This is a genomic window from Ardenticatenales bacterium, from assembly GCA_020634515.1.
In the GTDB taxonomy this organism is placed as follows: Bacteria; Chloroflexota; Anaerolineae; order Promineifilales; family Promineifilaceae; genus JAGVTM01.
This window is the reverse complement of the sequence record JACKBL010000001.1, coordinates 60756-85394: the sequence shown is the minus strand read 5'-3', so window position 1 is coordinate 85394 and position 24639 is coordinate 60756. Positions and strand designations below refer to the sequence as shown.

Sequence of the window (24639 nt, the reverse complement as noted above, 5' to 3'; positions counted from 1 at the left end):
GCTCCAAATCTGGCCGAAGTGGCGGAACTGGCAGACGCGCACGACTCAAAATCGTGTTCCGTAAGGAGTGTGGGTTCGATTCCCACCTTCGGCATTTCGTGGCAACCGTTTCGTTTGACTGCGGGGATTATAAGCCCCAGCCAATAGTAGGGCAAAAAGAGGGGTTACTCACAACGTGGGTGACCCTTTTTATTTTGAAAACCCCGGTTTCCGCGAGAAACCGGGGTTTTCCGCCCGCGGTCCAGAAACCGGATTTTTCGATATTCGTACCTACTAACGCTCTCTGGCGATTGGACCAATTTAATGCGCTCAATGCCCATTTCACCAAAGAAAATGGGGCCAATCTGGCTTAGGACTGACGATGAAATAAAGCACGGAATGGCATCGTCAGTTTGAAAGAACGGTAAGGAAACAACTTCGTTGTCTTATTTGATTTCCGTCCCTTGGCAGTTATCGATATTCAAGCAGGTATGGCAAATGCGCGGACTGATTCGCACGGTAGGATTCATCGGAGTGGGTTTGCTGCTAGGCATTGGCCTGGGGCTTTACCTGGGCTGGGTTGCCTGGCCGACGGAATTCACCAACGCCGACCCATCGTTACTGGCGGAACCCTATCGCCAGGATTATGCACTGATGATCGCCACCGCCTATGAGCGAGACAGAGACCTGGCGGCGGCTCGTTGGCGCGTGACCACGCTGGACGTGGCAGATCCCCAGGCGTGGCTGTTGCGCTTCACCGTGGACACCATCCTGGCCGGGCAAGACGAAGCCGCCATGCGCCGCCTGGCCCGTCTGTCGGGCGACCTGGGTTTGCGCTCCCCGGCCATCACCCCCTATCTGTCAACGGAAGATGGATGACCATGCGCGATGACGAGTTCCCGGTTTTACCGTCGGCGGCGCGGCGGACACGATGGCGGCGCGGCGGCACGCCGCGGGTAGCCGCGCCCAGCCTGGTGCTGTTTGGGCTGGTGTTGGGGTTGGCGGGGGCCTTGTTTTATGCCTGGGTGCTGAATCCCATCGTCTATTCGCAGGCCACGCCCGCGCAATTGGGCGCGGAGTACCAGTCGGAGTACATCTATCTGGTGAGCGAAAGTTATGCCGTGGACGGGAATTGGACGGCGGCGCGGCAGCGGTTGGCGGCTCTGCGGCAGCCGGACGTGGCCGCCGTGGTGGGGGCGGAGCTAGATGCGGCGTTGCGCCAGGGCAAATCGCCACAAGTGGTGCGCGACCTGGCGGCGCTGGCGGCGCAGTTGGGGGTGCAGGGGCGGGCTGTCGCCCTCTTTGCACCGGCGGCGACCCCCACGCCCCAACCCACGAGCATTGTGCCCACCTTTACGCCCACGCTGCTGCCGACGCTGACGCCGACGCCACCGCCAACAGCCACGCCGCGCCCCAGCGCCACGCCTACCGAGACCCCCGTGCCCACAGAGACACCCGCGCCCGCTTATCGCCTGCTCAGCCAGCGGCGTGCCTGCCGCTTTGATCAACCGGTGGATTGGATTGAGGTGATGGTCTTGGATGGGGCACTGGAACCTGTGCCCGGGGTGGAGGTGTTGGTGATGTGGGAGGGGGGCGCGGACCACTTCTTCACGGGATTCAAGCCTGATGAGGGGCCAGGGTATGGGGATTTTACGATGGGGACAGTGGCGGATGTTTCCTACAGCGTGACGCTGGCGGAGGGCAGCCCACCGGTAAGCGGGCTGCGTCCGCGGCGGTGCGAATCGCGGGATGGGGGGCTGATGGGGGGCTGGCGGCTGACTTTCCAACGGTTGACGCCGCCGCAGCCTTAGGACTGACGATGAAATAGAGTACGGAATTGCATCGTCGTGCAGTTTGCCTTTTTCCAAACAGCCAGGTCGTAGGGTGCGTTGGGCAGGGGCTGCAAGGCGACCTTTGACAGGTTCTCAAACTGAGCCAGGGGGCACTTTTTTGTGGTACCGTGCGTCCGCTGCCCGGCTGTCGTCAGACACCAGGTACGCACATCCTGGTTGGCCTGGATCAGGCTCGGGAGTTCCCGCCCGCCCAGGAAGTTGCGTTTGACGTAGTGAACGCCACCCTGTTCTACCTTGCCTTTGTTCTGTGGGGTCTTCGGTCTGCAGGGCGATATGAGAAAGCTGTAATGTTCCGCGCATTCCCGGTAAGCCAATTGTGGCTGCGGGTCTTCCCAACACGCTTGGGCAATGCCGGCTTTGAGATCATCAATGACGATGCGCCGCGGAACGCCGCCGAAAAAGGAGAGGGCGTTGCGGTGCAGGCGCAGCCAGAGCCTGCCCTGAGCAACGCCGAAGGGTAGCCAGTTTCTGGTCGAAGACAAATTCCACGTATTGGTGGCGACTGAAGGAGAGGGTCATTACAAATCACTTTGAAGTACCAAATGACCAATCGAAACTGCGAATGAAATCTCCTGGCGCTTCTCTTATAAATTCCATATTCCAAACAGACAGTCTGCTTCCCTTATCCGGTTCGGTGGAGAGGATTTCAAGACGCTCAGCATTTCTGCTTGGTTCTATAAAATCAATGCCATAAATGTAATTACTCCCCACCCAAACAGCCCCTATTATACTCCAAATCTCAACAGACTTAGAATAAACTAGTGTCTCGTCAAAGCTAAATTGATAGAAATAAGTTTATCAGGTATCTTTCTCCGAAACTGGTCATGGAGGAAAAAGATGCCTAGAAAAAAAGTGTATGAAGTCAAGTTGGGTTCATCAGAGCGAGACCACCTGGAAAACCTGGTCTCAACCGGTGAGGAAAAAGCCCGGAAACTAACCCGAGCGCGCATATTGCTCAAGGCTGATGAAGGTTGGCGCGATGAGGTGATCAGCCAGGCGTTGGATGTTGGTACGGCCACCGTAGGACGGGTGCGACAAGGGTATGTCGAGGGAGGACTGGATGCCGCTCTCAACCGCCAGCCAACGAGTCGGTTATATGAGCGCAAGATTGACGGCAAGACGGAAGCCCATTTGATCGCGTTGGCGTGTGGGTCAGCTCCTGAAGGATATGCCCAGTGGAGTTTGCGTCTGTTGGCTGAACACTTGGTCAAGCTAGAGCAAGTAGAACTGGCGTCGGTTTCCCATGAAACGGTGCGCCAGACGCTAAAAAAAATGAACTTAAGCCCTGGCAGAAGAAGCAATGGGTGATTGCTCCCCAAGCCAATGCGGCGTTTGTTTGCGCCATGGAAGACGTCCTGGACTTGTATCATGAACCTTATGACCCCTTACGACCAGTCGTCTGCTTTGACGAAGGCACGAAGCAACTCATTGGCGAAACGCGCACGCCCTTGCCGATGCAGCCAGGTGAACCCCAACGCTACGATTATGAATACGAACGCCATGGCACCTGCAATCTCTTCATGTTTAGTGAGCCCCTGGCTGCCTGGCGACAGGTGGAGGTGACCGCCCGTCGCACCAAGCTGGAGTATGCCCACTGCCTCAAATACCTGGCCGATGAACGTTATCCCCAGGCCACCGTCATCCGCCTGGTTCAAGATAACCTTAATACGCATTCCCCAGCCTCCCTCTATGAAGCCTTTGCACCTGAAGAGGCGCGTCGGCTGACCCAACGTTTTGAGTTCCATTACACACCTGTTCATGGGGTGAGACCACAGTTAATCGTGGTCGGTTAACACCATCGATTTATCAGTTCTAGCAACGCTTTAGAAGGCCGCCCACGTTGCTTGGGTGGTGTCCAACGCGGTGGTGGCACACGATACATTAACAATTCATCGACTGTCCAGATGTGGTCTGTCAATCCCGCTGCGATAGCTGGCGTGCGCGGCACCCAACGATACCCCCTTTCGCCCACAGACAGACGACAACGCAAAGAGCGATGGGGGTCGCAAAGGTTGTACAAACACCCTGTGACATACATACCCACCGTTAAGGTCGCCGTTTGTTGCGCCAGATGCCGCGTGCGCCGGCCCAACCAGCTTAGGCGAGAGCGGAAGGTGGCATTGAGCCGCTCAATGAAAGCGGTATTGATAACACCCACTCCATTTTGCGTCGTGGCAATCAGCTTCTCTACCTGTTGCGGGTCACCCTGAGCCACTCGTCGTTCAACCTCCAGTCCAGATGGCAGACGCCGTTTGATGACTTGCACGATAGCCACTTCGGACCAGGCGTGCCATTGACAACGACCTGGCTGCCCCCAGCGGGGCAACTTGCTGCGGAAACTGCGGCCAAAGGCTTTGACGTAGCCGGGCAAGCCATCCACCGCCAACAACAACGGACGACACAAGGCCATTTGGCGCACCTTGTCCGTCAGGCTTTGCAGCAAGCGCTTATCCCGTCGCGGGCTGATGACGCCACCTAACCAGAGTCGGGTGGATACCATCATCGCCAACGCCATCCACACCGAACCGCCTTGTACCTTGACTTTGATTTCATCCGCTTGCACTTGTTGCAAGTCCAGTGGCTGGCTGGCAATGACCGCTTCATGGACATGTGCGCAATGCACACCCGCTCGTTGCCACCAATTCTTGACCGTGCGCTCATCAAACCCAAAGGCTTTGACGATGGCCTGGACGGGACAGCCATACGCCAGCAAGACGATGACCCACATCACTATTTGCGGGTCGGTGCGCAAGCGATAGAACAATGTCCCTTTGCTGACGGCAAATGTTGTGTTGCAGACATGACAATGACATCGCTTTTCTTTTTGGCTATGGACGGTGATATTGCCTTCACCCCGTTGTCCTCTAGCCGGACAGTCGATATTAGGGCAAAATAGTTGTTCTGGATTCATCATGTCTCCTACTGATTTCGGTTCTGCAAAACTTACCAGTATGCATGATGAATCCTTTTTTGCCAAATTGGCCGTTTTTGACGGTCAACCACGATTTACTGTGGTGCTACCAAACCTCCACAAGCTTTGTGTATTGTACCTTAGCCTGTGGTCTAGTTTTTGGGGGTCATTATACTTCCCTTGATTGGTTATTTATGTCAATAAATTTAGCGAAAAGTAGAGATTATCCACAATCAGCAATGTAGTGTCCCCATCCCTTCTGCATTATTTCTTCTCTTGTTGCCCATCGTGCATCGGGAGCTTTGATAGAGCATTCAAGCCCAGGAACCTTAAAGTCTGGAGCTTTAGGATACAACACTTGGATAGGGCTTACGTTGGATGGGTCTAGCCAAGTAGATTCGCACTCATCGCATACGAGAACCATCGTCTTCTGATCTGAACATAAGACAAAACCAATAGTTCCTTCACAACAGATTGGACAATAAGAATCAATGTTAAACATAGTCTCCTGAACCTACGGTATTGCCGGATATGCGGTGACCAATTCGTTGCCCCCTTCAATTACCAATCGAATGTAATTGGTTATTGGATAACCAGCAGCAGCCCCTACTTGACCTCCAACATAACCTATTGGTCGTCCGATGTCCACGATATAGATAGTGCGGGTACCTACTTGAACACTGCTTGCAACATTGACACCCTGCTGAATTGATGCCCAGGCTTCATCAATCAATGGTAGCACTTGCAAGCGACCACCACTAAAAACACCATGAATTCTCCTACCAGAATCGTCGACGAGATGTCTTAGCACATGTAAGACACGATTCCCGTACAGACGATCATCACCATATCGTAGACCAGCAGTAGACTCCCACATATTTCGACTAACTTGACGGAGCTGACCCAAGGTTCGACTGGCTGTCGAAACCTCGTTTGTGCAATCACCATCATTCAGACAAAACAACGAAGCAATTGTCTGACCTCCCCTAACTAATACGGGCCAAGCAACTTCTCCTGCAAAGTACCCCAATGCTGTAGGCAGAGCTGCCACACCCAATAGCCCCGCAATTCCAGGAATTACTGCCTCGGTAATTGGATTGTAATCTTGGTCGCTGGCTACTACCGGATCCCATGGGGTTTGAGTACCATCTGGTGCTTGCCACGTGCTGTCAGAGTCGAAACCATTGAGAAGTGAGCAGCCTTCATAATCACAGCCATCCGATGGTCTATGTCCCGAAGGGTCAATCAATGTAAACGGTGAATTGAGAACGTAGGTGTAGCGGTTGAAGGCTTGGGGATTTGTGGCATCCGGTACAATCGTATCGGCGGAGGCGAAGCGGGCGATGCCGGCAATGTAGTACCGCGCGTTGTAGTAGATGAGGCCGAGGTCGTCGTTGTGTTTTTGTCCGGTGTAGCCGCGGTCGGTGTATGTTTGGGTGGGGGCGGTGCGGTAGGCGCCGAAGGGGAGGTAGCGGGTGCGGCTGCCGCCGACCATGCCGCCACCATTGTTGTAGCTCATGACGCTGTTGCTGCCCAAATGGTCGGTGTGCAGGTGCAGCAGGTTGTTGCTCTCGCCGGGGATGACTTGCCGTATGGCGACGGCTTGCCCGGCGAGGAAGTAGGTGCCGCGGCGGGTGATGGTGTAGCCGCTGTGGATGCCGCCGGGCGCTTGTGGGCTTTGTGGCGTGGGGGGGGCGGCGTCTTCGTAGGTGAAGGGCAACCCTTCGGGTTGCAAGGCTTCGGGCCAGGGGCCGGCCTGGATGCAGTCTTCGTCCGCGCAGGAACGGGCGCGCCAGATGTAGCTGTCGGGGAGCAGCAGCAGCCAGCCGGTGTCATAGCTTTCGGCGGCGACGATGAGGATGATGGGGGACTGGTTCTGTCCCGCTATCTCTACCTGGTACCAGCCGGCGGTGAGGACGCCGCCACCGCCCTCTCTATGACCATGACCAGAGGGCAAAGGCTCTCCTACATATCTCTATCTGACGTGAAGTAGTCACTATTTTGTATCAACATATTTCAGGGCTTGACAGTTAATCTGATGTTTGACAACTACTGCTCTTGTTTGTAAGCAGAACTTTAAAGAGTATGTCTTCGCTTTTCCATATTGCACCAACTTCTCGCACAATATCCAAAAACATATTCATATTGGAAGAATCAAGCTCCAAAGGTTTTTCAAACAGTAATATGTATCCTTTTGCCTCTCGCCAATGGAAATCTATGAGACAATCCTTTAAGGCACTCCAGTTAAAACCAAAATAATCGGGGAATCCGCAGGCTTGCTTCAATGCCTCAAGTAGCTCCCTTTTATTTCTAGGTGATTGACTAATGCGCATTACATTGTAATGTAAACCTTTCAAAACGGTTTCAATCTGCGGCTGTTTCAAGACCCAATCATCAACTTCTTTTACCGGTGAAGACTGTAAATCGACAATAGCTGAAACAATGTCGTCATTTTGGCTGTGCAAATTCATAATTCACCTGCAACTTACCTTACTCTAATGAAACTTTCATAGTGATTTGGAGTATAGTAAACTTCGCCTCCTTGACCAATAACAACCCGTCGTGGGCCTGCATGTTCAATGCCTGGTGTTGGGTGGACATACTCGGTGTAGTAACCATAGGGTTGTTCAGGTAATAATCCATCATAGTTTCTAAAGGTAGTACTATCATTGCGATGAGGGTAGGTACCCCCAGATTCGATGCGATCTAGAGTGGGCTGGATATCGGTTGGCCCAAAACCCGCAGGACCATATTGATCATCTGCACTATCATTGCTAGCTGTAGTAGCTAGAATTGCCCCTATTGACCCCTCGATAATATCAAGCGGATCTAGATAGCCACCCCCAAATGCCTCTTTTATTACATTAGCAAACCAACCCCCTTCCTGAATAGCTTTGTCAAGGGCAATCGCATCTTCATAAGCCATTTGCCACAGGGCGTATTCAACAGGACTGCCTTTTGTCACATCAATTATGTCCCCAAAGCGGTTTTGGTAATCTTCGTAGAGGGCATTGGCTGCCATATAGATGCGGTCATCACTCTGTGCCATGTACGAGACAAAGTTTTGTCCCCAAGTACCCTGATCAGACATGCAGCTTTCTGTTTCACAACCGTCTGTGGGACGATGGCCTGATGGATCGGAAAAAACGAGCGTCCGATTTTCCACATAGCTGTAACGATTATAGCTTTGCGGGTTGACCGAGTCGGGGATGAGGGTATCGGCGGAGGCGAAGCGGGCGATGCCAGGGATGTAGTACCGCGCATTGTAATAGATGAGGCCGAGGTCGTCGTTGTGCTTCTGGCCGGTGAAGCCGCGGTCGGTATAGGTTTGGCTGGGGGCGGTGCGGTAGCCGCCGAAGGGGAGGTAGCGGGTGCGGCTGCCACCGACCCTGTCACCATTACTACTGTAGCTCATGACACTGTTGCTGCCCAGGTGGTCGCTGTGCAGGTGCAGCAGGTTGTTGGTCTCGCCAGGGACGACCTGCCGCACGGCGACGGCTTGCCCGGCGAGGAAGTAGACGCTGCGTTGGACGATGGTGTAGCCGCTCTGGATGCCGCCGTTGTCGCCGTGGCCTTGTGGGTTTTGTGGGGTGGGGGTGGGGACGGGGTCGTCGTAGGTAAACGACCAGGCGTCGGGCCAGGGGCCGGCCTGGACGTAGTCTTCGTCCTGGCAGGCGCGGACGCGCCAGGTGTAGCTGTCGGGGAGCAGCAGCAGCCAGCCGGTGTCGTAGCTTTCGGCGGCGATGATGAAACTGGCATACCGATTCGATCCCCCAATGCTCTACCTTGTTCCCGTTAATTTGTGGTCTTGGCTATTGAAGTCCCTTCAGTAAACGCACGTAGCAACAGATCATTTTGAAACACCATATGACCAGTCGAAACTACGAATGAAGTCTCCTGGCGATTCTCTTATGAACGCCATATTCCAAACAGATAATCTGCCTCTCTTATCTGGCTCAGTGGAAATGATTTCAAGGCGCTCAACATTTCTGTTTGGTTCTACGAGTTTGACGCCATAAACGTAACTACTTTCATTCCAAGTGGCACTTGTTATACTCCAAATTCCAACGGACTCGGCATACACCAGCGTACCAACAAGTGTCTCTGAAAGAGTCCAGGTTTGACTATTGTAAAAACGAATGGCTGTCTGCTCCCTTGCAGCTAGCCAGATACCATCTTTCGACCATTGCAAGTTACATCTTTCACTTAACTCGTCAACCTTAAACCATTCAAACGTAAGTAGATCCACAACCCACAATTCAGCCTGTCTCAAGCCAACACAGACCGCTAGATTGGTTCCTTCTGGGTGCCATGCAATCGATGCGGGGATTGTTGTGTCAGTGGAAAAGAGATGACTTCCAATCGTTTCTAGGGAACCGTCCTCGCTTGCATCCTTTAAGATAACTTTTGCTGTGCCTAAATCCGAATCGTATATCATCATCGCTACTCTTGACATTGGTTGGTAAGACCATTCCAGTGCAAGAATTTCATTTTCCAACTCAACTATTTCCTTCGTTCTTACATCAACCAAATAGGTTGGCCCTTCCTCAAAGTTACCGAAACGTACCACATTTTTGAAAACGAGCGATGAACTATCTGGAGACCAGGCCAATGATGAAATACGACGACCTATCTCAAGCCACTCTGTTAACTGCACCCTATACTTCCAGTCTGTAGCCAGCAGTTGAAGGCGGGCGCCACGATCTGGAACTCTTTCGACGTATACCATCCACTTACCATCCGGGGAAAATCTTGGAGATTCAAATGAGATTCCTGTTTGTGCGAGAATCAAGAGCGGTGTGTCGAGCATACTTGCTCCAAAAACCTTTATCTGACACTCATCATCATACACCCCACTGGCTATAATTCTCTCGTAACAATGCTCGGTCGCTATTACCTGCGGTTCTTGGACTATTTCAGGCGTAGTAATTGGTACGGGAGAGGGAGTAAGCGTAACAAATGGGGTCCGCGCCGGCGTAGTTGCAGGAACCTGGGTGGGCGTTATAGTCGAAGTCGCGGATTTCAATAGAATTGATGTGGCTTGTATTTTTTCTTCAATAAACGGCGTATAGGAACTCGTCGATGATGAAGTTCCTGCAGTATCGGTGCTTCTTGGCGGCTCATCAGCCGATAGCTCATCATTCCTCTCTGATATGCATGAAACTGCAATTACCGTAAAGAAGCATATAACCATAATGATGATGATTTTGTTGGAATATTTAACTTCCGTAGCAGAACCACTTTTGGGATGTTGACAAGCTGGAGACATATCAGATCCTCACTAACGTACTGGCCGGACTTGTGGATAATCGGTGAATTGAGCGTAATCTGGGAGCCAAACTGTATAGCAGCCTGTCGGCTCACAGCGTCCCCGGAATTCAGTCCGAAGCGCTGTTCGTGGGTCATAAAGCCACTGACGCGCCACGCCCACAGCAACAGCCAACGATTCTTCGTAAGTTGCTCTTATTCGGGGGACTAAAGGATTAGAATATGCCTCAGCCGCAAATCTTGATTCCCGAACCTGCTCCGGCGCCGACAGAGTAAAGGCAAATTGATTGTCAGCAAGTACAACTTCTCGCAGACTCGCTCCCCAACCAGGCATAGTCACCCTTCGCATTACAACTTGAGCTACTCCGACCATCTCGGTCTGTCGAGCGGCGCCTGTTCCTGCTGCTTCTGCGGCAATTATCCGCGCCAGGAGGTCGCTTTCTGATACAGTGTCCCAGCTAGATCTGTCGTATGGCACATTTGCGCCACTTGCTCTATCAATCAGTGTTGCTACCGGAGCCCTATAGACAATGACTGCGCTTCTGGGCGCACCCGGAAATTGTCGCCCCAGTGTTCCATAATTGTCTCGGTAGTTAACCGCAATAATGCCTATTCTAGACAAATCATCATTGACTCGCGGCAATGTATTCAGACCAACCAGGATCACAATCTCATAGTTCCGTGGGTTGATGATCAGGGGATTGGCCGGCTTCATTGTAGAACCACCGTCACAATTCCCTGGCGTCGCTGCATCAGAGCCTGGATCATAGCAGATGTGTCCTGATGGGTCCGTAAATCGAAGCGGATTGTTTAAGACATATGAGAAGCGATTATAGTTTTGAGGGTTGGTCGGATTTGGTACAACAACATCCGCACTGGCAAAGCGGGCGATGCCGGCAATGTAGTACCGCGCGTTGTAGTAGATGAGTCCGAGGTCATCGTTGTGCTTCTGGCCGGTGAAGCCGAGGTCGGTGTAGGGTTGTGTAGGGGCGGTGCGGTAGGCGTCGAAGGGGAGGTAGCGGGTGCGGCTGCCGCCGACCATGCCCCCGCTATTGTTATAGCTCATGACGCTGTTGCTGCCCAGGTGGTCGCTGTGCAGGTGCAGCAGGTTGTTGGTCTCGCCGGGGATGACTTGCCGCATGGCGACGGCTTGCCCGGCGAGGAAGTAGGTGCTGCGTTGGGTGATGGTGTAGCCGCTGTGGATGCCGCCGGGCGCTTGTGGGTTTTGTGGGGTGGGGATGGCGGCGTCTTCGTAGGTGAAGGACCAGGCTTCGGGCCAGGGGCCGGCCTGGACGCAGTCTTCGTCCGCGCAGGAGCGGGCGCGCCAGGTGTAGCTGTCGGGGGGGAGGAGCAGCCAGCCGGTGTCGTAGCTTTCGGCGGCGACGATGAGGATGATGGGGGATTGGTTCTGTCCCGTTATCTCTACCTGGTGCCAGCCGGCGGTGAGGACGCCGCCGCCGGGAGCGCAGGGGTCGGTCCACAGGAGGGTGGGCGGTTCGTTTTGGGTGGAGCCGTCGGGTGGCTCTTGTAGGGTGGTGGGGCATTCGTAGGGGGGGGGTGGGGCGATGGTGCTTATTTCTGGCGGGGGGGGTGGCGGTGGGGGCGGGCGGGGTGGCGGTGGGTTGGTAGAGGTAGGAGAAGGTGAAGGGGCGGACCAGTCGCTGCTGTCGCCGCAGGTGAGGGTGTAGCACGCTTTCACGTTCCAACTGTAGCTGCCGCCGGGGATGAGGTTGAGCCAGGGGGCGGTGGTGCTGGTCTCCGCGGTGGGGATGGTGATGCCTTGCGGAGGCAGGCCGTCGCCGCGAATGTTGAGGGTGTAGCGGACGGCGGCGGCGCAGGGCTGCCAGGAGAAGGTTTTGACGAGGGCGATGCCGCCGTTGAGGGGCGAGGTCAACGCTGGCGGACAGGCAGGCAGCGGGGTGGGAGTGACTGTCGGCGTGTGCGTGGCTGTTGGCGGCGGGGTAGCGGTGGATGATGGGGTGGGGTAGCGGTGGATGATGGGGTGGGGTGTGTGGGTGGGTGTGTAGGGGTATGCGTAGGGGTGTGGGTGGGCGTCGGGGTATGCGTAGGGGTGTTGGTTGGGGTGGGGGTGCGAGTGGGCGTGTTGGTTGGGGTAGGGGTACGGGTGGGCGTGGGCGTACGTGTGGGCGTCGGGGTGCGTGTGGGGGTGTTGGTGGCGGTGGGGGTGGGCGTGGGGGGGATGGGGATGTGTTCTTCTTCGTATTGGGGGAAGGGGGAATAGGTGATGCGCCCGTCGGGGTGGATGGTCTGCACGCGCTGGCCGTCGGCGTCGTAGAAGAATTGGGTGGTTTGCCCGCCGGTGGTGACGCTGATGAGGCGGTTTTCGGCGTCGAAGAGTTGGGTGTAGTTGCCGGCACTGTCGCTGCGGTCTATCATGTTGCCGTGGGCGTCGTACGCGAACTGTTGGCCGCCGCTGATGGCGATGACGGCGTCTTTTTTCACGGGATGGTAGGTGTAGCTGGCGCCGTCGTAGTGGCTGATGTTGCCCAGTTTGTCGTAGGCGATGTCGTGGTCGTAGGGGTCGATGGCGGCGGGGGGCGTCCAGGCGTGGGTGAGTCGGTTCTGGGCGTCGTACTCGAATTCCTGCTTTTTGTCTGTCGCCAACAGATTATCGACGATTTGGGTGATGTTGCCCACGGGGTCGTATTCGTAGGTGAGGGAGAGGAGGTCTTCTTTGCCGGGCAGGGTGGCGGTGTGGATGCTTTGCAGGCGGAAGTTGCTGTTGCCGTTGCTGCCGGTGGCGCTGTAGTAGGTGAAGAGGGTGTTTCGTCCGTTGCCCCGCGCCAGGGTGGTCATCTGGCCGCGCTGGTTGTAGGCGATGTCGGTGATGATGGCGTTGGCGCCGGCGGTGAGGGTGTTTTCGCCTTCCTGGTCGTAGGTCGTTTGCACGAGTTCGCCGTCGGGGTAGACGGTGGTCAGGGGGCGGTCCAGGTTGTCGTAGACGGTCACGGCCAGGGTGAAGGCGTGGCCGTCAATCGTGCGCGTGTGGCTGGTGAGGCGGCCGCGTTGGTCGTAGGCGAAGGTTTCGTGGTTGTTGTTTGGGTCGCTGCCCCAGCGGATGGCGGCGAGGCGTCCGAGGCCGTTGGCGGCGGTGTCGTATTCGTAGCTGGCGAGGTGGTTGGGGCCGGAGAGGGGCGGGTTGTTTTGGCAGTTGCCGCTCGGCGACGGGGGTTTGCCTTTGTGGGTGAGGCGGTTGAGGTTGTCGTAGTAGAAGCAGAGGGTGATGTGGTCGGGTGTGCCGGGGTTGGCTTCCTGCCGCAGGAGGTTGCCGTTGGCGTCGTAGGTGTAGGTCCAGTAACCCATGTCGGCGTCGGTCATGTCGGTTTTGCGCCCCAGGGTGTCGTAGCTCATGCTGTTCTGGCGCAGCAGGTTGCCGGTTCCGGCGTTGAAGGCGTCGTAGGTTTGTACTTGGGTGAGGTTGCCGGCAACGTCGTAAGTATAAACGGTGTCTGCGTTGTCTGCCAGCGCCGCGCCGAAGAACTCGCGCACCACGGAAAGCTGCCCCCAGGCGTTGGTGTAGGAGGTGATGGTGTGGCTGTTGGCGTCGGTGACCTGGACTTTGGCCAGCTCCGTGCGGGCGGCGGGGGTGATGGTGGGGAAGCCGTAGGTGGTGGTGGTGGCGCTGCCGTCGGGGGCGGTGATGTGGGTGGCGCGACCGAAGGGGTCGTATTGGGTGCTGGTGTGGTTGTAGTTGGCGCAGGTTTTGGGTTGGAAGCTCTGCGCGCCGCCGCTTTGGGGGGTGGTCTGGCAGATGGGGAGGCCGCGCCCGTCGTATTCGGTGTGGCTCCAGATGACGGTGTCGGTGCTGCCGGCAATTTCCGCGTTCAGCCGCCGTTCTTGCACGACCTGGCCGAGGCCGTTGTAGAAGCGGCGGCTGGTCTGGTCTTGCGCCGGGTCGGATGGGTCGGGGTGGGCGGTTTGGGTGATGGTTAACACTTGCGCGCCGGGGTCGTAGCTGTAGTCGGTGCTGGCTTGCAACTCGGTGGCCGCGCCGGTGGCGGGGTCGGGGGCGTAGATGTGGGTGAGGCGACCAAAGAGGTCGTATTCGTAGCGGGTCTGGGCGCTGTTGGCGTCGGTGATGGTGGCCGGCAGCCAGGGGAATACGGCGTCGTAGCTGATTTGCGTGGTTTGCGCGGCCACGTCCGCGGCGGTGGTTTGCGTTTGTGTGGGCAGACCGAGGTGGTTGTACTGTTGGATGGTGGTGGTGGTGCGTGTGTCGCTGGCGTAGGCGGCGTCGTGGCTGTAGCTGTTGAAGGTTTTGGTCTGGCGCGGCAGGCCGTCGTAGGCGCTGCCGCTGCCGTGGTAGTTGGTGTAGGTGGTCTGGTAGCTGTCTCCCGCCGACCAGTGCATGGTCCATTTCAATTGGCCCAGCGTTCCCAGGGTGGTGTCCGTGGGGTTGGCGCTGTTGTCGTAGCGGTAGAGGGTCATGGCGATTCGGTTGCCGCCGCCGCAGGCTTCGTTGCTGTTTTCGTAGGTGCTTTGCCGCAGTTGCCGGTTGACGAGCCAGTTGCTTCCGCTGACGTTGTGGGCGTAGGCGTATTCGACGCAGTGGTGGGGGGCGTTGGGCGGGTCTCCCGGTCCGTAGCTGGCGATGCGATGGATGGCGCCGGCGCTGAAGGTGCCGGGGTTGAAGTCGATGGGGTAGTAGGTGTAGTTGTCTTCGGTGCGTTGGTGTTGGGTGGTTCCGTCCTGGGTGTAGTGGGCTTCTTGCCGCTGTTGCGCGAAGGCAGCTCCAGCCACGGTGACGACGTCCCACGTCATTTCCGTTACTTGTTTTAACCCCGGGTTGTCTTCATCTTCATGGTAGGGCGGTGTAGCTGTTTTTGCCGTTGAGCCAGTAGTTGTTGACCAGGAATTCCTGTCTCTGTTCCGAGATGGGCGTGTCGCCGTGGGCGGGTTCGCTGGTGTTAATGGTCACGGTGTCGAAGCCGACGAGGGCGCTGCTGGCGAGGGTGTCCGCGAGGTAGCAGCCGGAATTGATGACGTCGTAGCAGCCGTGCCCGTCCTCGCGGGTGTACTGGGTGGCGACGTTGGCCGGTTCCACGCCATATTTTTGCATGACGCCGTCCCAGGTGTCCAGGCGGGCGACGGCGAACCAGCGTCCGGCGGGGTGTTTGGCGTTGATGTCGCTGTTGTCCCACCGTTCGTAGGTGAGGGTGGTGACGGCGCCGTAGCCGTTGTTGACACGGGTGAGCAGGCGGGCGCAGTCGTCGCCCTGGCAACTGGTGTAGTGGGTGTTCTGGGCGTAGGTGAAGGTTTGCGCGGGGAGCGGGGTGCCGCTGCCGGTTTGCTCGTTGAAGTCGGCGCCGTAGGGGGTGATGCCGCTCAGGAACCAGTAGTGCAGGCTGATGTTGTGGCTGTCGTCGTGATGGGTGTAGCCGGCGTCGTAGGTGAAGGTGGTGGCGGAGACGAGGTGGTTGTCTTGATGCACGGTGACGCGGCGGGGGCGGAAGCAGCCGGCCGTCATGTAGGTGTCCTGTTTGGCGGCGTCGTTGTTGTAGCAGACGTCGTTGCCGGCATCGTCTTGCAGGTCGAAAGCGACGACGGTGGCGGGTGTGCCATTGACGAAGTTGTAGCTGATCGTCTGCACGGCGACGTCTACTTCCGTGTAGGGACTGCGGCATTGGTTCGGGTTGCCGTACGCTTTGCCGCAGGCGGTGGCGTACTGGTAGACGACGTGTCGTCCGTAGAGGTCGCTGATGCGGTCCAGTTTCCAGGCGGAGGCGGTGATGTCTGGGTTTTTGGGCTGGCCGGCGTTGAGTTGGCCGTTGATGGGGGCGATGGCTTGTTCGGCGTCGGCGCTGTAGCCGAAGCGGTAGGTGATGCCGGCACCCGTGCGCACACGCCAGTATTCGCCGGTGCTGTTGGGGCCGGTGACGTCGGCCACGTACTCGATGAGCAGGCTGGCGTCACCCAGGGCGACGTAGCGGCCATGCCGGTTGTCCGGGTCCAGAGCGAAGGGTTGCAGGCGGTAAGATGCGCCGTTGAGGTTGAGGGTGAAGCGGTGGGGGGTGAAGCCTTCGTCGAAGCTGAACAGGCGGGTGGCGTTGCCGTTGCTGATTTGCGGCTGCGCCAGTGACCAGCCGAGGCCGAAACCGTCGCTCATGAGCGGCGCGATGAGGCTGTCGACACCACGGCTGCCGTAGGCGAGGGTGAGGGAGGGTTGTAGGCCGCCGCTGCCGGGGGGAATGGGGATGTTGTAGGCGTGGGTGGCGGCCCCGGTGTAGGCGGCGGCGCCGGGGGGTGTAGGTGGGTTCCCAGGGGTGGGGTTGTTTTCTGCGGGGGCTTGTGCCGGCAATGGTTGCGCTTGCGTCGGTTGCAGGGTAATGGTTGTGAGGGTGGCGGTGGTTTCCACGGTGTGGAGTTGGAAGGGGAGGGTGATGGGGGCGGCGTCGGGGGCGGCGATGAGGTGGAGGGTGAGGGTGAGGAGGTGGGTGCTGGTGGGGGGGAATGCCGGCATTTCCAATGTCGCCTCATGGACCGCTTCCCCCGTCAGCCCTGGCCCGGAGAGGTAGCGCACGGCGGGGTTGACCGGCAGTTGCAGCCGCGGCGCGGCGAGGGTGATGGGGTTGCTGTTGGTGATGCGAAGGGTGAGGGTGAGGGGGGTGTTCAGGTCCACTGTGGTGGTCACGGGGGAGAGGCTCATCGCCAGGGGCAGCAGGGGGGCCGCCTGTTGCGGACCGGCGAGCGGCGCGGCGAGGCGGGCGGCGATGTCTTTGCCGGCTGTTGCCTGGCGCAGGCCGGGGGCTGAAGGCACGCCGGGGGGCGGGGCGAAGGGTGCCAGCAGTAGTTGGAGTGATAGGGCGAGCGCGGTGATAAGGTGCGTGCCGGCACGCAAGGACAGACCGACCGTAGGGACCATGGGACTCCTCCTCCTCCTGGCTTATGGCTTTGGCTCAATTTGGCTCTTTTCTGGTAACAATGGCCGGAAGTTTAGGCCTTTCGACGGCGGTTGTCAACCGTTTTAGAACATCTACGCTATTTTTTAAGGTTTGCGGGATAAGCAGCCGTTCATTTCCGCGCCACCCGTCGCGGCACGGGAGTGGGCGTCCCCCGCGCTCAATAGTTGAGAACAAGTAGCTCATCAACCGGGCCACGCCCGTTTCCCCTGCTATTGATATTGCGCCGCGCCTTGATTGTAATCAGCCGGTAGCCATGCCCCGCATACAGTTCATGAACCAGCGGCGCAGCAGAATTGCTTAACATAACGCGGACTCCGCGCAAGGTAAGCCGGTGCATCGTGCGCGCCAGACGACAGTGATCATCCTCATCAAAACCCAGGTGATTGTAGCTCGTAAAACTGCTGGTGGCGCTCACAGGCACATAAGGAGGATCGAAGTAAACGAAATCACCCGCCCGCGCATTTTCCACCACCTGCGCGAAATCCCCCTGCGCCAACGTCACCCCCCGCAGCGCCTGCGCCGCCGTCCGCAGCCGTGGCTCGTCACAAATCTTCGGTCGCTTATACCGACCAAATGGCACATTAAACGCCCCCTGCTGATTCTCGCGGTACAATCCGTTGTAACACGTCTTATTTAGAAAGATGAGCCGCGCCGCGCGCGCCACCAGCGATAACGCCTCCGGGTCCTGCGCCCGCACCTCATAATAATAATCCCGGTCGTTATAGTGCCCCCGCAGCGCCGCGATCACCTCCTCCACATTCTGCTGCACCTGCTGATACACTTCAACCAGTTTCTGGTTCACGTCCGACAGCGTCGCCGGGTGCGGTTGCCAGTAAAAAAACAAGGCCGCGCTGCCAATGAAAGGCTCATAATAATGCCGGATGGATGTGCGTGGAGGTAAATAGGGCGCGTACTGCGGCAGCAGGCGTACTTTGCCGCCCGCCCATTTCAGGAACGGAGCTACGGGATCAGGAGCAGGAAGGGTCATGCGCCCCATTATACCGCCAAACAGCGCGCGCGCGCCCCTCAGTCATACGCAGCGGAAACGGCAGACGATTCGGCAACGGCGGTTGCCGATGCGGGGTGCAGCGTTAACCGCCGCGCCGCGGCGGCTTCCACTTTCTCGCGGCTAAATAGCATCGGATGGTAACGGTGCGCATGCCAGTCAGTGATGCCATCCTGATAATGGGCGCTGGCCGGATGACCCGACTGCCCCCCCGGCAACACCGACAGGCTATTGTCCCACGCGCCCACATCCAGAATCATGCGGCTGCTGGCAATGCTATGAATTGGCCGCGGCGGAAAATAGGGCGTCATGCCGGCCTGGTTAACGGTGAAAGAATCTCCATTCATAGGCAACGTGATGGGCTTCCACAACTTGCCCAGGCCGGGGATGCGGCTGAGATGGTTGTGCAACCGCACCTGATGCAATCGCCCCCACGTCCAATAGGCAGGGTCAGGGCCATAGGTTGCTTCCAGCAGCGCCAGCGCCCGTGTCAGCGACGGAACCAGCAGTGCCCGCGCGTCGCCCACCCAGCCGGGTGCCGGCATTTCCAACCAGCGCAGCGCCAGTTCCACGGACGTATTGTAAAAGGAATTACTGGGAAATCCTTCCAGAAAACCATCCCCCAGCAGCAATTCGCTCAGGGAGCCGACGGCCTGTGTAACAACAGACTCGACATAACAGGTGAATAGGGCAAAGAAAAGGCTCGGCTCCACCCGCTGCGCGTCCATCGTGCCATCCCAGGCGGACAGCACCGTCAACGCCCATGCGGCCAGCCGTGTCGCCGGCGGTTCCGCGCGCAGCAGCGGCAAGGCGACCGCCTGAAAGCGGCGCGCAAACAAGGAAACAGCATCCGCCTGGATCGCGGCGTGATCAGCCAGCGACAGCGGTGCGCGCATTTTAATCAGCTCAATAATGCGGTCGGAGCGGTAATGGGGCAGCCATTCCGCCGTCAGCCAATGAGGATACCCGTCACCAACGACGCGGTTGTTCGCGGTGACGACGTACCCCTCAATGGGGTCGTATTGCGTGGGCATTTCCGCGAAGGGGATCCACCCCTGCCAATCATACGCTGTATCCCAACCTGGCGCGGGAACCAGCCCTTCACCTCGGGGACGTATCGGAACCAGGCCGGGCATCATGTACCCAATATGACCGGCCACGTCTGCATACACCACATTCTGCGGCGGAAATCCCCATGCTTGCAGCCCTTCTCGAAACGACGACCAATCCGTTGCCCGCGCCAGCAGCAGCAGCGCCTGCAAATGGTCAGCCGGCGCAAACGCATTCCATTGCAGCGAGAATGTGCGATGCTCCCCCGGAATCAACTCGGACACAACCGGGCCATGTCGCGTATATGGCACATCCAACACCAACGGCTGTCGTCGTCCGCGCACTTTGATCTCTTCGCGGCGCATCGTCATCTTCACCCAGCCATCATCTTCACGCACCAGCGTGGGATCATCGGGATGTACTTGCTCCAGAAAGATGTCCATCACGTCGGGGAACGCATTGGTGATGCCCCAGGCCACATGCTCATTGTGTCCAATGATCACGCCGGGTACGCCCGGCGAGGTGAAGCCGGTCACATTGTACCGTCCGCCAACCAGGTGATTTTCGTACCACAAAGTGGGGAAAATGGCCGCCAGGTGGGGATCGTTAGCCAGCACGGGCCGACCACTCCGTGTCCACTGCCCATTAACGACCCAGTTGTTGCTGCCCACGTTCGGGCCGCCCGGTACATAGCCCAACGGCAAGTAGCGCATTGCCTCACGATAGGCGTCCATCATCGCCGCCAGCAGGCGCGCCCCCACGCGCACTGATGGCAAAATTGTCTGGTAGCTGTCGTCATAGGTGAGGGTCAGGTCCGCCGTCTTTTCCGGGCCAAGCTTCTCAACCAGGAGCGCGCGCCCTAGCTCGGTTTCCCAATTGGCGGAAAGCCCCCAGGCTAACACGGCTCCCCAAAGGGCGCTGTGCAGCGGCTCCCATGGCTGCGGGCGGCAGGCGAGCAAGGCGTACTCGACGGGCCAATTGCCCTGGTTAATGAAGGCGTTGACCCCGCGAGCAAAGGCATCCGCCGCGGCGCGCGATTCCACGCTGGCCCCTTTGATTTGGGCCTCTCCCGCGCGCACCCAGCCAAAAATGCGGGCGATACGGTCCGTGGGCAGGCCGGGCGGCCCCACGAGTTCGCTTAATCGCCCTCCGCCCAGGCGGCGGTTGCCGTCCATTTGGAAGAGGCGGTCCTGCGCCTGCGCGTATCCTTGGGCAAAAAAGAGGTCGTCTTCCGTTTGCGCGTAGATGTGCGGGACGCCCCATTGATCCCGGATGACTTCTACGGGGCGGCTGAGGCCGGCAAGCGTGTAGGAACCTTGCAAGCCGCGCAGCGGTCGCCGCCAGAATTGGCGTAGCGCGTGGCTTGCGGCGATGCTGGCTCCCGCCGCGCCGGTTGTGAGTAGCGTGGAGCCAAGCAGGCGTTTGAGATAGGGCGCGCTCTTGCGCCGCATCCGACTCATGTTATCCTCCTGATGCGCCGGCGCGCGATACGCTTGTGGCGGAAAGGGGTTCTTTGAAATCGTAGAGGCCGTCGCGGACGCCCCAGACACAGTCACAACCGGGACAAGTGAGTTCGCCCAACCCTACACTGCCGAGGGGAGCACCGCAGTCCGGGCAGGCAAAGAAGCTACCAGGCACCGCGGCGGGACCGGTAGCGGGGTGGCGTGATGGCACAAACACGCTGGGGGCAAGCTGCCACCAGCGCCCCGTGGGCTGCACCAGACGGTCCAGGCTGACCAGCCATGAGGTGGGAAGGCTTTTTTTCAGGAGAGGAATACGGAAATGGGAGACGGTGAGGGGAGGGCCGGGCCGGAAACCGGCCTGACGTAGTTTCTGCCGCATCCAATCAGGATGAAAGTCATAATTGAGGGCGGCGAACTCGACAGGTTCCAGGGTGAAGGGCGACCATGTCTGGCGGCGTAGCCAGTAGCGGGCGATGGCTTTCAGGTTGTGTTTGTTGGCGAATTCGAGGATGTAGTGACCGCCAGGGTGGGCGATGCGGGCGAGTTCGGTAAGCAGGGCGGGCACGTTGGCGGCGTGGTGGATGGTACGTACCTGGACGATAGTTTGGAACAAGCCGGCGACAAATGGCATCTGGTACCAGTTGCCGGCAACATACACAAAACGGGGATCATCTCCGAGGTAGGCGCGGGCTTCACGCAGCAGGGTGCGGGAATAGTCAAAGAGGACAACCTGCCGGTAGCCATGATATTCATCGGCCAGGCGGCCAAAGCCCGCGCCAATTTCAATCAGGGTTGTGCCCGTAGGGGGCATCAACCGACGCAGGGCCAATCGTTCCACCTGGTCCTCGTAATCTCGCCCCTGGCCTTCCCAGAAGCGGGTGCGATAGTCGGAACCTTCGTAATCACAGACAGGGGGGGCATCCATAGTGGGAATCGGAGCAGGCGCGGCGCTCAGGGAAGAGCTGCCTGATCGGGGGTCAGGTCTTCGGGTGGCAGTTGGCGTCCGCGTAGTCGCCGCAGGAGTTCATCGTTGCTGGAGGGGAGGCTGACGAGGAGGCGGTTGAGGGGGGCGAACAGTCCCTGAAGCTGATTAAACGGTTGTCCCAGTTCGGTTTCTTGCAGGGGAATGTCGACGTCCACGGCCAGAGATACGGGTATTTGCTGGTCCACGGGTACTTCTAGCGCCAGGCGCACGGGCAGAGGCAGGTTGGCGGGCAGTTCTATGGCGACCATGCCGCGAATGGTTCCGCCGCCGTCGGGGAGTATGAATTCTGCCGGCACTTGCAAAGGGACGGCCGCTGTCGTGGTCACCACGGTTTCCGTGGACAAGGGCAGCGTAAAGGCGATGGGGATCACGTCGTTGACCTCGATGGTGCGGCGGATATTGGCCTCGCCCATTTGCACGAAGCTATCGCTTAGGCCACCGACCAGCGGTTCAGCCACATCGTTAAGAATAGGAATGAGCAGCGGCGCGGCTACAAGCAGCACGATGAGGAAAACGGCGTTGAATACAAAGGAGAAAATTATGGCGAAGTTCTTAAACGCTTGCCACGGCTTGCCTTGCCAGAATGATTTGGTCATTATGCCCTCCGTAACTTCTCAGGTTGACATATAATTGAGAGGTTGATGGTAACACGGATCGAGGATTTGGCAAAGCGTGACGGGGATGTGTTTTGCCGGCATACGCAGCACAAACGGACGGAGGGCGCGACATTGGTCCTGTTTCACGTGAAACAGGCGCGTTGCGCGCTGTCGGCGGCGCACATTCGTGCGCTGTTTCACGTGAAACACTCGCCAACTGAGCCATTCTGAGTGATAATAGGGAAGGATGGCACTGTCAACGGGATCACACGGCCCGGCGGCAGGCACAAAGCGGGCAGCCGGAAAAACCAGCCACACATTTCCGCCAGGCAGATGTCACCAAACACTGAGCAGCACACAAAACCACGTCATGTTGCGAACGTGGCCCTGCGCTATCGATTCGCCAGAATCGGCGATGGCGTGGGTTTTCTCATGCGAATGCAGTAGAATTAGGGAATCTGGTCGCCGACGCCGAACATCGGCTTTAGGAACAAATGATACATGAGTAATGATGTTGCGATCCTGCTTGATTTAGATAACGCCGTCATTGGAGCCGCTGAAGCCCATCTGACCTTCGACATTAACCTGATCCTGGATTACATCAAGAAGCTCACCAATGGCCGGCTGGTATTTCGCCGCTCCTATGGGGATTGGCGACAGCACCAAAATATGCCCAAAGTGTTGGCCGCGGCAGGGTTTGAGTTGCAAACGACCGTCAACCAGATGAGTAAGAATCTGGCGGACATGCAAATGGTCGTTGACGCCATGGAGACGCTCATCGAAGGGCACGACTTCGACACCTACGTGTTGGTGACAGGGGATCGGGACTTTATGCCATTGGTGCAGGCGCTGCGCAAGCGCGGCAAGGTGGTTATTGGCATTGGTGTGAAGCACACGTCCAGCAAGAGCTTGATGAATCTGTGCGACAAGTATGTCTTTTACGAAGACTTGATTGCCGGCATGCAACTGCAAGACGATCAAGTTGAACAACTGTTGAAGACAGCCCTGGAGGACCTCCTCCAGAACGAGCCACAAGCCCCCGCCAGTGCCTTGAAACAAACCATGCACACCCTCAGCAATGGCTCATTCAACCAGTCCCGCTTCGGCAAAATGAGTTTCACTCGCTTCCTGGAGAAGTATCCCCACATCGTAGCGACTACGCGCGAAGACACGACCGTCTACGTGCGCTATCCGATGGCGGCAAAAGTGGAAGAACCGCCCAGCGAGCCACCTCCCGGCCAACCCATGAGCGAAGCGGAAGTGGTCAAATTGATTAAGGAGGCGCTGGATAGGACGCTGAATAGCCATGAACGCATACGCGCCAGTGTGCTAAAGGAGGAAATGCGGAATCTCAGCGACGGGCGCTTTGATGAGACGTTGCAAGGGGCGCGCAGTTTTGGTGCGTGGCTGAAGCGGTATCCCAACGTGGTGGCGCTGCAGCAAAAGGGAACGACGCTGTACGTGGGCCGTCCCACGGAGGTGCAGCAGCGAATGGAACTGCACAAGGAGTATCAGCGGGTCTTGAAGCAGCACGGGATACGGGTTGTGCCGGCAAAACAGCGCCTGCTCATCCTCAAGGAAATTATCACCGCCTTGCAGGTGGAATCTCCGCAAATGTGGCGGCAAATCGTGGAAACCGTTTACGACAAGTACGCCGAACAAACAGACTTGTCTATTTCCAAAAGCCTGATTAACGATGTGCTGCGCGTGGCGGAACGCGCCGAGGTGATCACTGTAGACAGCGGCAGCCGCGCTTTCAGCACCACTGCCACTGTCAGTTTGACGATTGCCGGCAACAAACCCTTTCAAGATGCCGTTATGCGCTGCGACGCCGCCTACCTGCGCGCCGTGCAGCAGCTCGCCACCCCCTTTGACCTGGAAGAAGCGGCCATCGCCCTTTACGACACCTCTGGCTACGCCCGCTACCTGAAAATCGTCCTCAATCATTATGGCTCTTCTACCGGATCCAATCATCACAACGCCGCCGCTAACTGAATGATCAGCGCTATCGACAAAGCCATTCTCTTTGCCCTGCGTGCCCATGCCGGGCAACGACGCAAAACGGGGAAAGAAATCCCCTTCATCGCCCACCCATTTGGCGTCGCCATGCTGCTCCAGCGCATGGGCTGCGCGGAAGAGGTCGTTATTGCCGGCTTGCTGCACGACACGGTCGAAGATACTTCCGTGACCATGCCGCAGATCGAAATGGAATTTGGCGCGGAAGTCGCCCGCATCGTCTCCTACTGCACCGAACCGCGTGGGCGGTGGGAAACGCGCAAGCAGTTCCTCATCGACAGCCTACGCCACGCGCCGCTGGAAGCCAAATTGCTGGCCGCCGCCGACAAGTATCACAACCTGAGCCACATGCTGCACAACCAGGAAAAATATGGGACCAATATGTGGCTCAATTTCAGTCGCGGCGCGGAAAAACAGGCGTGGTACTATCGCACGGTGACGGACAGTATCCTTGCCGGCATTTCCGACCCCGCCCAATACCCGATCTTTGGCCTGCTGCAAGACGTGGTGGAACGATTATTTGCCGGCATCCCGGCCACACCCGTCTCCTCGCCCCCCACCTGACCCCATGGGCATCTCCCATAACACA

20 protein-coding genes, 1 tRNA gene and 1 pseudogene are annotated in these 24639 nt (G+C 57.9%); 8 read left to right on the top strand and 14 right to left on the bottom strand.

Translation table 11 applies throughout. The features are described from left to right. Window positions 1-12: 12 nt before the first annotated feature. The 3 genes from H6650_00330 to H6650_00320 all read left to right on the top strand — a co-directional run bounded on the left by H6650_00330 (window position 13) and on the right by H6650_00320 (window position 1790). Window positions 13-94, top strand: a tRNA-Leu gene (locus H6650_00330). Between the two features lie 383 nt (window positions 95-477). Next, a complete protein-coding gene (locus tag H6650_00325) occupies window positions 478-858 on the top strand; it encodes a hypothetical protein (GenBank protein ID MCB8950435.1) in 381 nt (126 codons plus the stop codon). Continuing rightward, entirely contained in the window at window positions 855-1790 is a 936-nt protein-coding gene (locus H6650_00320; GenBank protein ID MCB8950434.1) for a hypothetical protein, read from the top strand. The genes H6650_00325 and H6650_00320 overlap by 4 nt, the downstream gene beginning before the upstream one ends. On the opposite strand, the gene H6650_00315 is transcribed toward H6650_00320, so the two are convergent. After that, window positions 1787-2314 carry a transposase gene (locus tag H6650_00315; protein ID MCB8950433.1) on the bottom strand — a complete coding sequence of 176 codons (528 nt, stop codon included), beginning with the start codon at window positions 2312-2314 and terminating at the stop codon, window positions 1787-1789. The two genes, H6650_00320 and H6650_00315, sit on opposite strands and share 4 nt — an antisense overlap. Window positions 2315-2669: 355 nt before the next feature. On the opposite strand from H6650_00315, the gene H6650_00310 reads away from it, so the two are divergent. Both H6650_00310 and H6650_00305 read left to right on the top strand, forming a co-directional pair. Beyond that, complete coding sequence (locus tag H6650_00310) at window positions 2670-3140, top strand: helix-turn-helix domain-containing protein (GenBank protein MCB8950432.1); 471 nt, start codon at window positions 2670-2672, stop codon at window positions 3138-3140. Further along, a complete protein-coding gene (locus H6650_00305; protein MCB8950431.1) occupies window positions 3137-3625 on the top strand; it encodes an IS630 family transposase in 489 nt (162 codons plus the stop codon). Before H6650_00310 ends, H6650_00305 begins: the two co-directional genes overlap by 4 nt. Here H6650_00305 and H6650_00300 read toward each other — a convergent pair. From H6650_00300 to H6650_00280, 5 genes and pseudogenes are all read right to left on the bottom strand, one after another. Then, a complete protein-coding gene (locus H6650_00300) occupies window positions 3622-4746 on the bottom strand; it encodes a hypothetical protein (GenBank protein ID MCB8950430.1) in 1125 nt (374 codons plus the stop codon). The two genes, H6650_00305 and H6650_00300, sit on opposite strands and share 4 nt — an antisense overlap. A gap of 511 nt (window positions 4747-5257) precedes the next feature. Further along, window positions 5258-6262 carry an RHS repeat-associated core domain-containing protein gene (locus H6650_00295; protein ID MCB8950429.1) on the bottom strand — a complete coding sequence of 335 codons (1005 nt, stop codon included), beginning with the start codon at window positions 6260-6262 and terminating at the stop codon, window positions 5258-5260. Between the two features lie 511 nt (window positions 6263-6773). After that, window positions 6774-7214 (bottom strand): barstar family protein, encoded by a 441-nt coding sequence (locus H6650_00290; protein MCB8950428.1) that lies wholly within the window; start codon window positions 7212-7214, stop codon window positions 6774-6776. A 14-nt stretch (window positions 7215-7228) separates the two neighbouring features. Continuing rightward, window positions 7229-7669 carry a guanyl-specific ribonuclease Sa gene (locus H6650_00285; protein ID MCB8950427.1) on the bottom strand — a complete coding sequence of 147 codons (441 nt, stop codon included), beginning with the start codon at window positions 7667-7669 and terminating at the stop codon, window positions 7229-7231. 195 nt (window positions 7670-7864) lie between these two features. Continuing rightward, a pseudogene (locus H6650_00280) lies at window positions 7865-8158 on the bottom strand (RHS repeat-associated core domain-containing protein). A gap of 27 nt (window positions 8159-8185) precedes the next feature. Between H6650_00280 and H6650_00275 the strand changes: the two are divergent. Continuing rightward, window positions 8186-8542, top strand: coding sequence for a hypothetical protein (locus H6650_00275; protein ID MCB8950426.1), 357 nt, complete (start codon window positions 8186-8188; stop codon window positions 8540-8542). 51 nt (window positions 8543-8593) lie between these two features. Here H6650_00275 and H6650_00270 read toward each other — a convergent pair whose 3' ends face one another. The 8 genes from H6650_00270 to H6650_00235 form a co-directional block, all read right to left on the bottom strand. Beyond that, the gene (locus H6650_00270) at window positions 8594-10012 is read right to left on the bottom strand and encodes a PD40 domain-containing protein (GenBank protein ID MCB8950425.1); all 1419 of its coding nucleotides are present in this window, start codon (window positions 10010-10012) and stop codon (window positions 8594-8596) included. Between the two features lie 12 nt (window positions 10013-10024). Next, entirely contained in the window at window positions 10025-11905 is a 1881-nt protein-coding gene (locus H6650_00265) for a cell wall hydrolase (GenBank protein MCB8950424.1), read from the bottom strand. Next, complete coding sequence (locus tag H6650_00260; protein ID MCB8950423.1) at window positions 11902-14793, bottom strand: RHS repeat protein; 2892 nt, start codon at window positions 14791-14793, stop codon at window positions 11902-11904. The genes H6650_00265 and H6650_00260 overlap by 4 nt, the downstream gene beginning before the upstream one ends. Window positions 14794-14830: 37 nt before the next feature. After that, window positions 14831-16894 (bottom strand): hypothetical protein, encoded by a 2064-nt coding sequence (locus H6650_00255; protein MCB8950422.1) that lies wholly within the window; start codon window positions 16892-16894, stop codon window positions 14831-14833. Between the two features lie 197 nt (window positions 16895-17091). Further along, entirely contained in the window at window positions 17092-17922 is an 831-nt protein-coding gene (locus H6650_00250; GenBank protein MCB8950421.1) for a DNA adenine methylase, read from the bottom strand. A gap of 38 nt (window positions 17923-17960) precedes the next feature. Next, a complete protein-coding gene (locus H6650_00245; protein MCB8950420.1) occupies window positions 17961-20450 on the bottom strand; it encodes a penicillin acylase family protein in 2490 nt (829 codons plus the stop codon). A 1-nt stretch (window position 20451) separates the two neighbouring features. Continuing rightward, window positions 20452-21378, bottom strand: a complete 927-nt coding sequence (locus H6650_00240) for a class I SAM-dependent methyltransferase (GenBank protein MCB8950419.1) — start codon at window positions 21376-21378, stop codon at window positions 20452-20454. A 26-nt stretch (window positions 21379-21404) separates the two neighbouring features. Further along, entirely contained in the window at window positions 21405-22034 is a 630-nt protein-coding gene (locus H6650_00235; GenBank protein MCB8950418.1) for a hypothetical protein, read from the bottom strand. A gap of 501 nt (window positions 22035-22535) precedes the next feature. On the opposite strand from H6650_00235, the gene H6650_00230 reads away from it, so the two are divergent. Both H6650_00230 and H6650_00225 read left to right on the top strand, forming a co-directional pair. Further along, window positions 22536-24029, top strand: coding sequence for an NYN domain-containing protein (locus H6650_00230; protein ID MCB8950417.1), 1494 nt, complete (start codon window positions 22536-22538; stop codon window positions 24027-24029). Continuing rightward, window positions 24030-24614, top strand: a complete 585-nt coding sequence (locus H6650_00225) for a bifunctional (p)ppGpp synthetase/guanosine-3',5'-bis(diphosphate) 3'-pyrophosphohydrolase (protein ID MCB8950416.1) — start codon at window positions 24030-24032, stop codon at window positions 24612-24614. The last annotated feature ends 25 nt before the right edge of the window (window positions 24615-24639 follow it).

Excerpts from the sequence above, each read along its gene's own strand:
- H6650_00325 (MCB8950435.1), top strand. The coding sequence starts at position 478 with ATGCGCGGACTGATTCGCACGGTAGGATTCATCGGAGTGGGTTTGCTG.
- H6650_00320 (MCB8950434.1), top strand. The coding sequence starts at position 855 with ATGACCATGCGCGATGACGAGTTCCCGGTTTTACCGTCGGCGGCGCGG.
- H6650_00310 (MCB8950432.1), top strand. The coding sequence starts at position 2,670 with ATGCCTAGAAAAAAAGTGTATGAAGTCAAGTTGGGTTCATCAGAGCGA.
- H6650_00300 (MCB8950430.1), bottom strand. The coding sequence starts at position 4,746 with ATGATGAATCCAGAACAACTATTTTGCCCTAATATCGACTGTCCGGCT.
- H6650_00295 (MCB8950429.1), bottom strand. The coding sequence starts at position 6,262 with ATGAGCTACAACAATGGTGGCGGCATGGTCGGCGGCAGCCGCACCCGC.
- H6650_00290 (MCB8950428.1), bottom strand. The coding sequence starts at position 7,214 with ATGAATTTGCACAGCCAAAATGACGACATTGTTTCAGCTATTGTCGAT.
- H6650_00285 (MCB8950427.1), bottom strand. The coding sequence starts at position 7,669 with ATGGCTTATGAAGATGCGATTGCCCTTGACAAAGCTATTCAGGAAGGG.
- H6650_00270 (MCB8950425.1), bottom strand. The coding sequence starts at position 10,012 with ATGTCTCCAGCTTGTCAACATCCCAAAAGTGGTTCTGCTACGGAAGTT.
- H6650_00260 (MCB8950423.1), bottom strand. The coding sequence starts at position 14,793 with ATGACGTGGGACGTCGTCACCGTGGCTGGAGCTGCCTTCGCGCAACAG.
- H6650_00255 (MCB8950422.1), bottom strand. The coding sequence starts at position 16,894 with ATGGTCCCTACGGTCGGTCTGTCCTTGCGTGCCGGCACGCACCTTATC.
- H6650_00250 (MCB8950421.1), bottom strand. The coding sequence starts at position 17,922 with ATGACCCTTCCTGCTCCTGATCCCGTAGCTCCGTTCCTGAAATGGGCG.
- H6650_00245 (MCB8950420.1), bottom strand. The coding sequence starts at position 20,450 with ATGAGTCGGATGCGGCGCAAGAGCGCGCCCTATCTCAAACGCCTGCTT.
- H6650_00240 (MCB8950419.1), bottom strand. The coding sequence starts at position 21,378 with ATGGATGCCCCCCCTGTCTGTGATTACGAAGGTTCCGACTATCGCACC.
- H6650_00235 (MCB8950418.1), bottom strand. The coding sequence starts at position 22,034 with ATGACCAAATCATTCTGGCAAGGCAAGCCGTGGCAAGCGTTTAAGAAC.
- H6650_00230 (MCB8950417.1), top strand. The coding sequence starts at position 22,536 with ATGAGTAATGATGTTGCGATCCTGCTTGATTTAGATAACGCCGTCATT.
- H6650_00225 (MCB8950416.1), top strand. The coding sequence starts at position 24,030 with ATGATCAGCGCTATCGACAAAGCCATTCTCTTTGCCCTGCGTGCCCAT.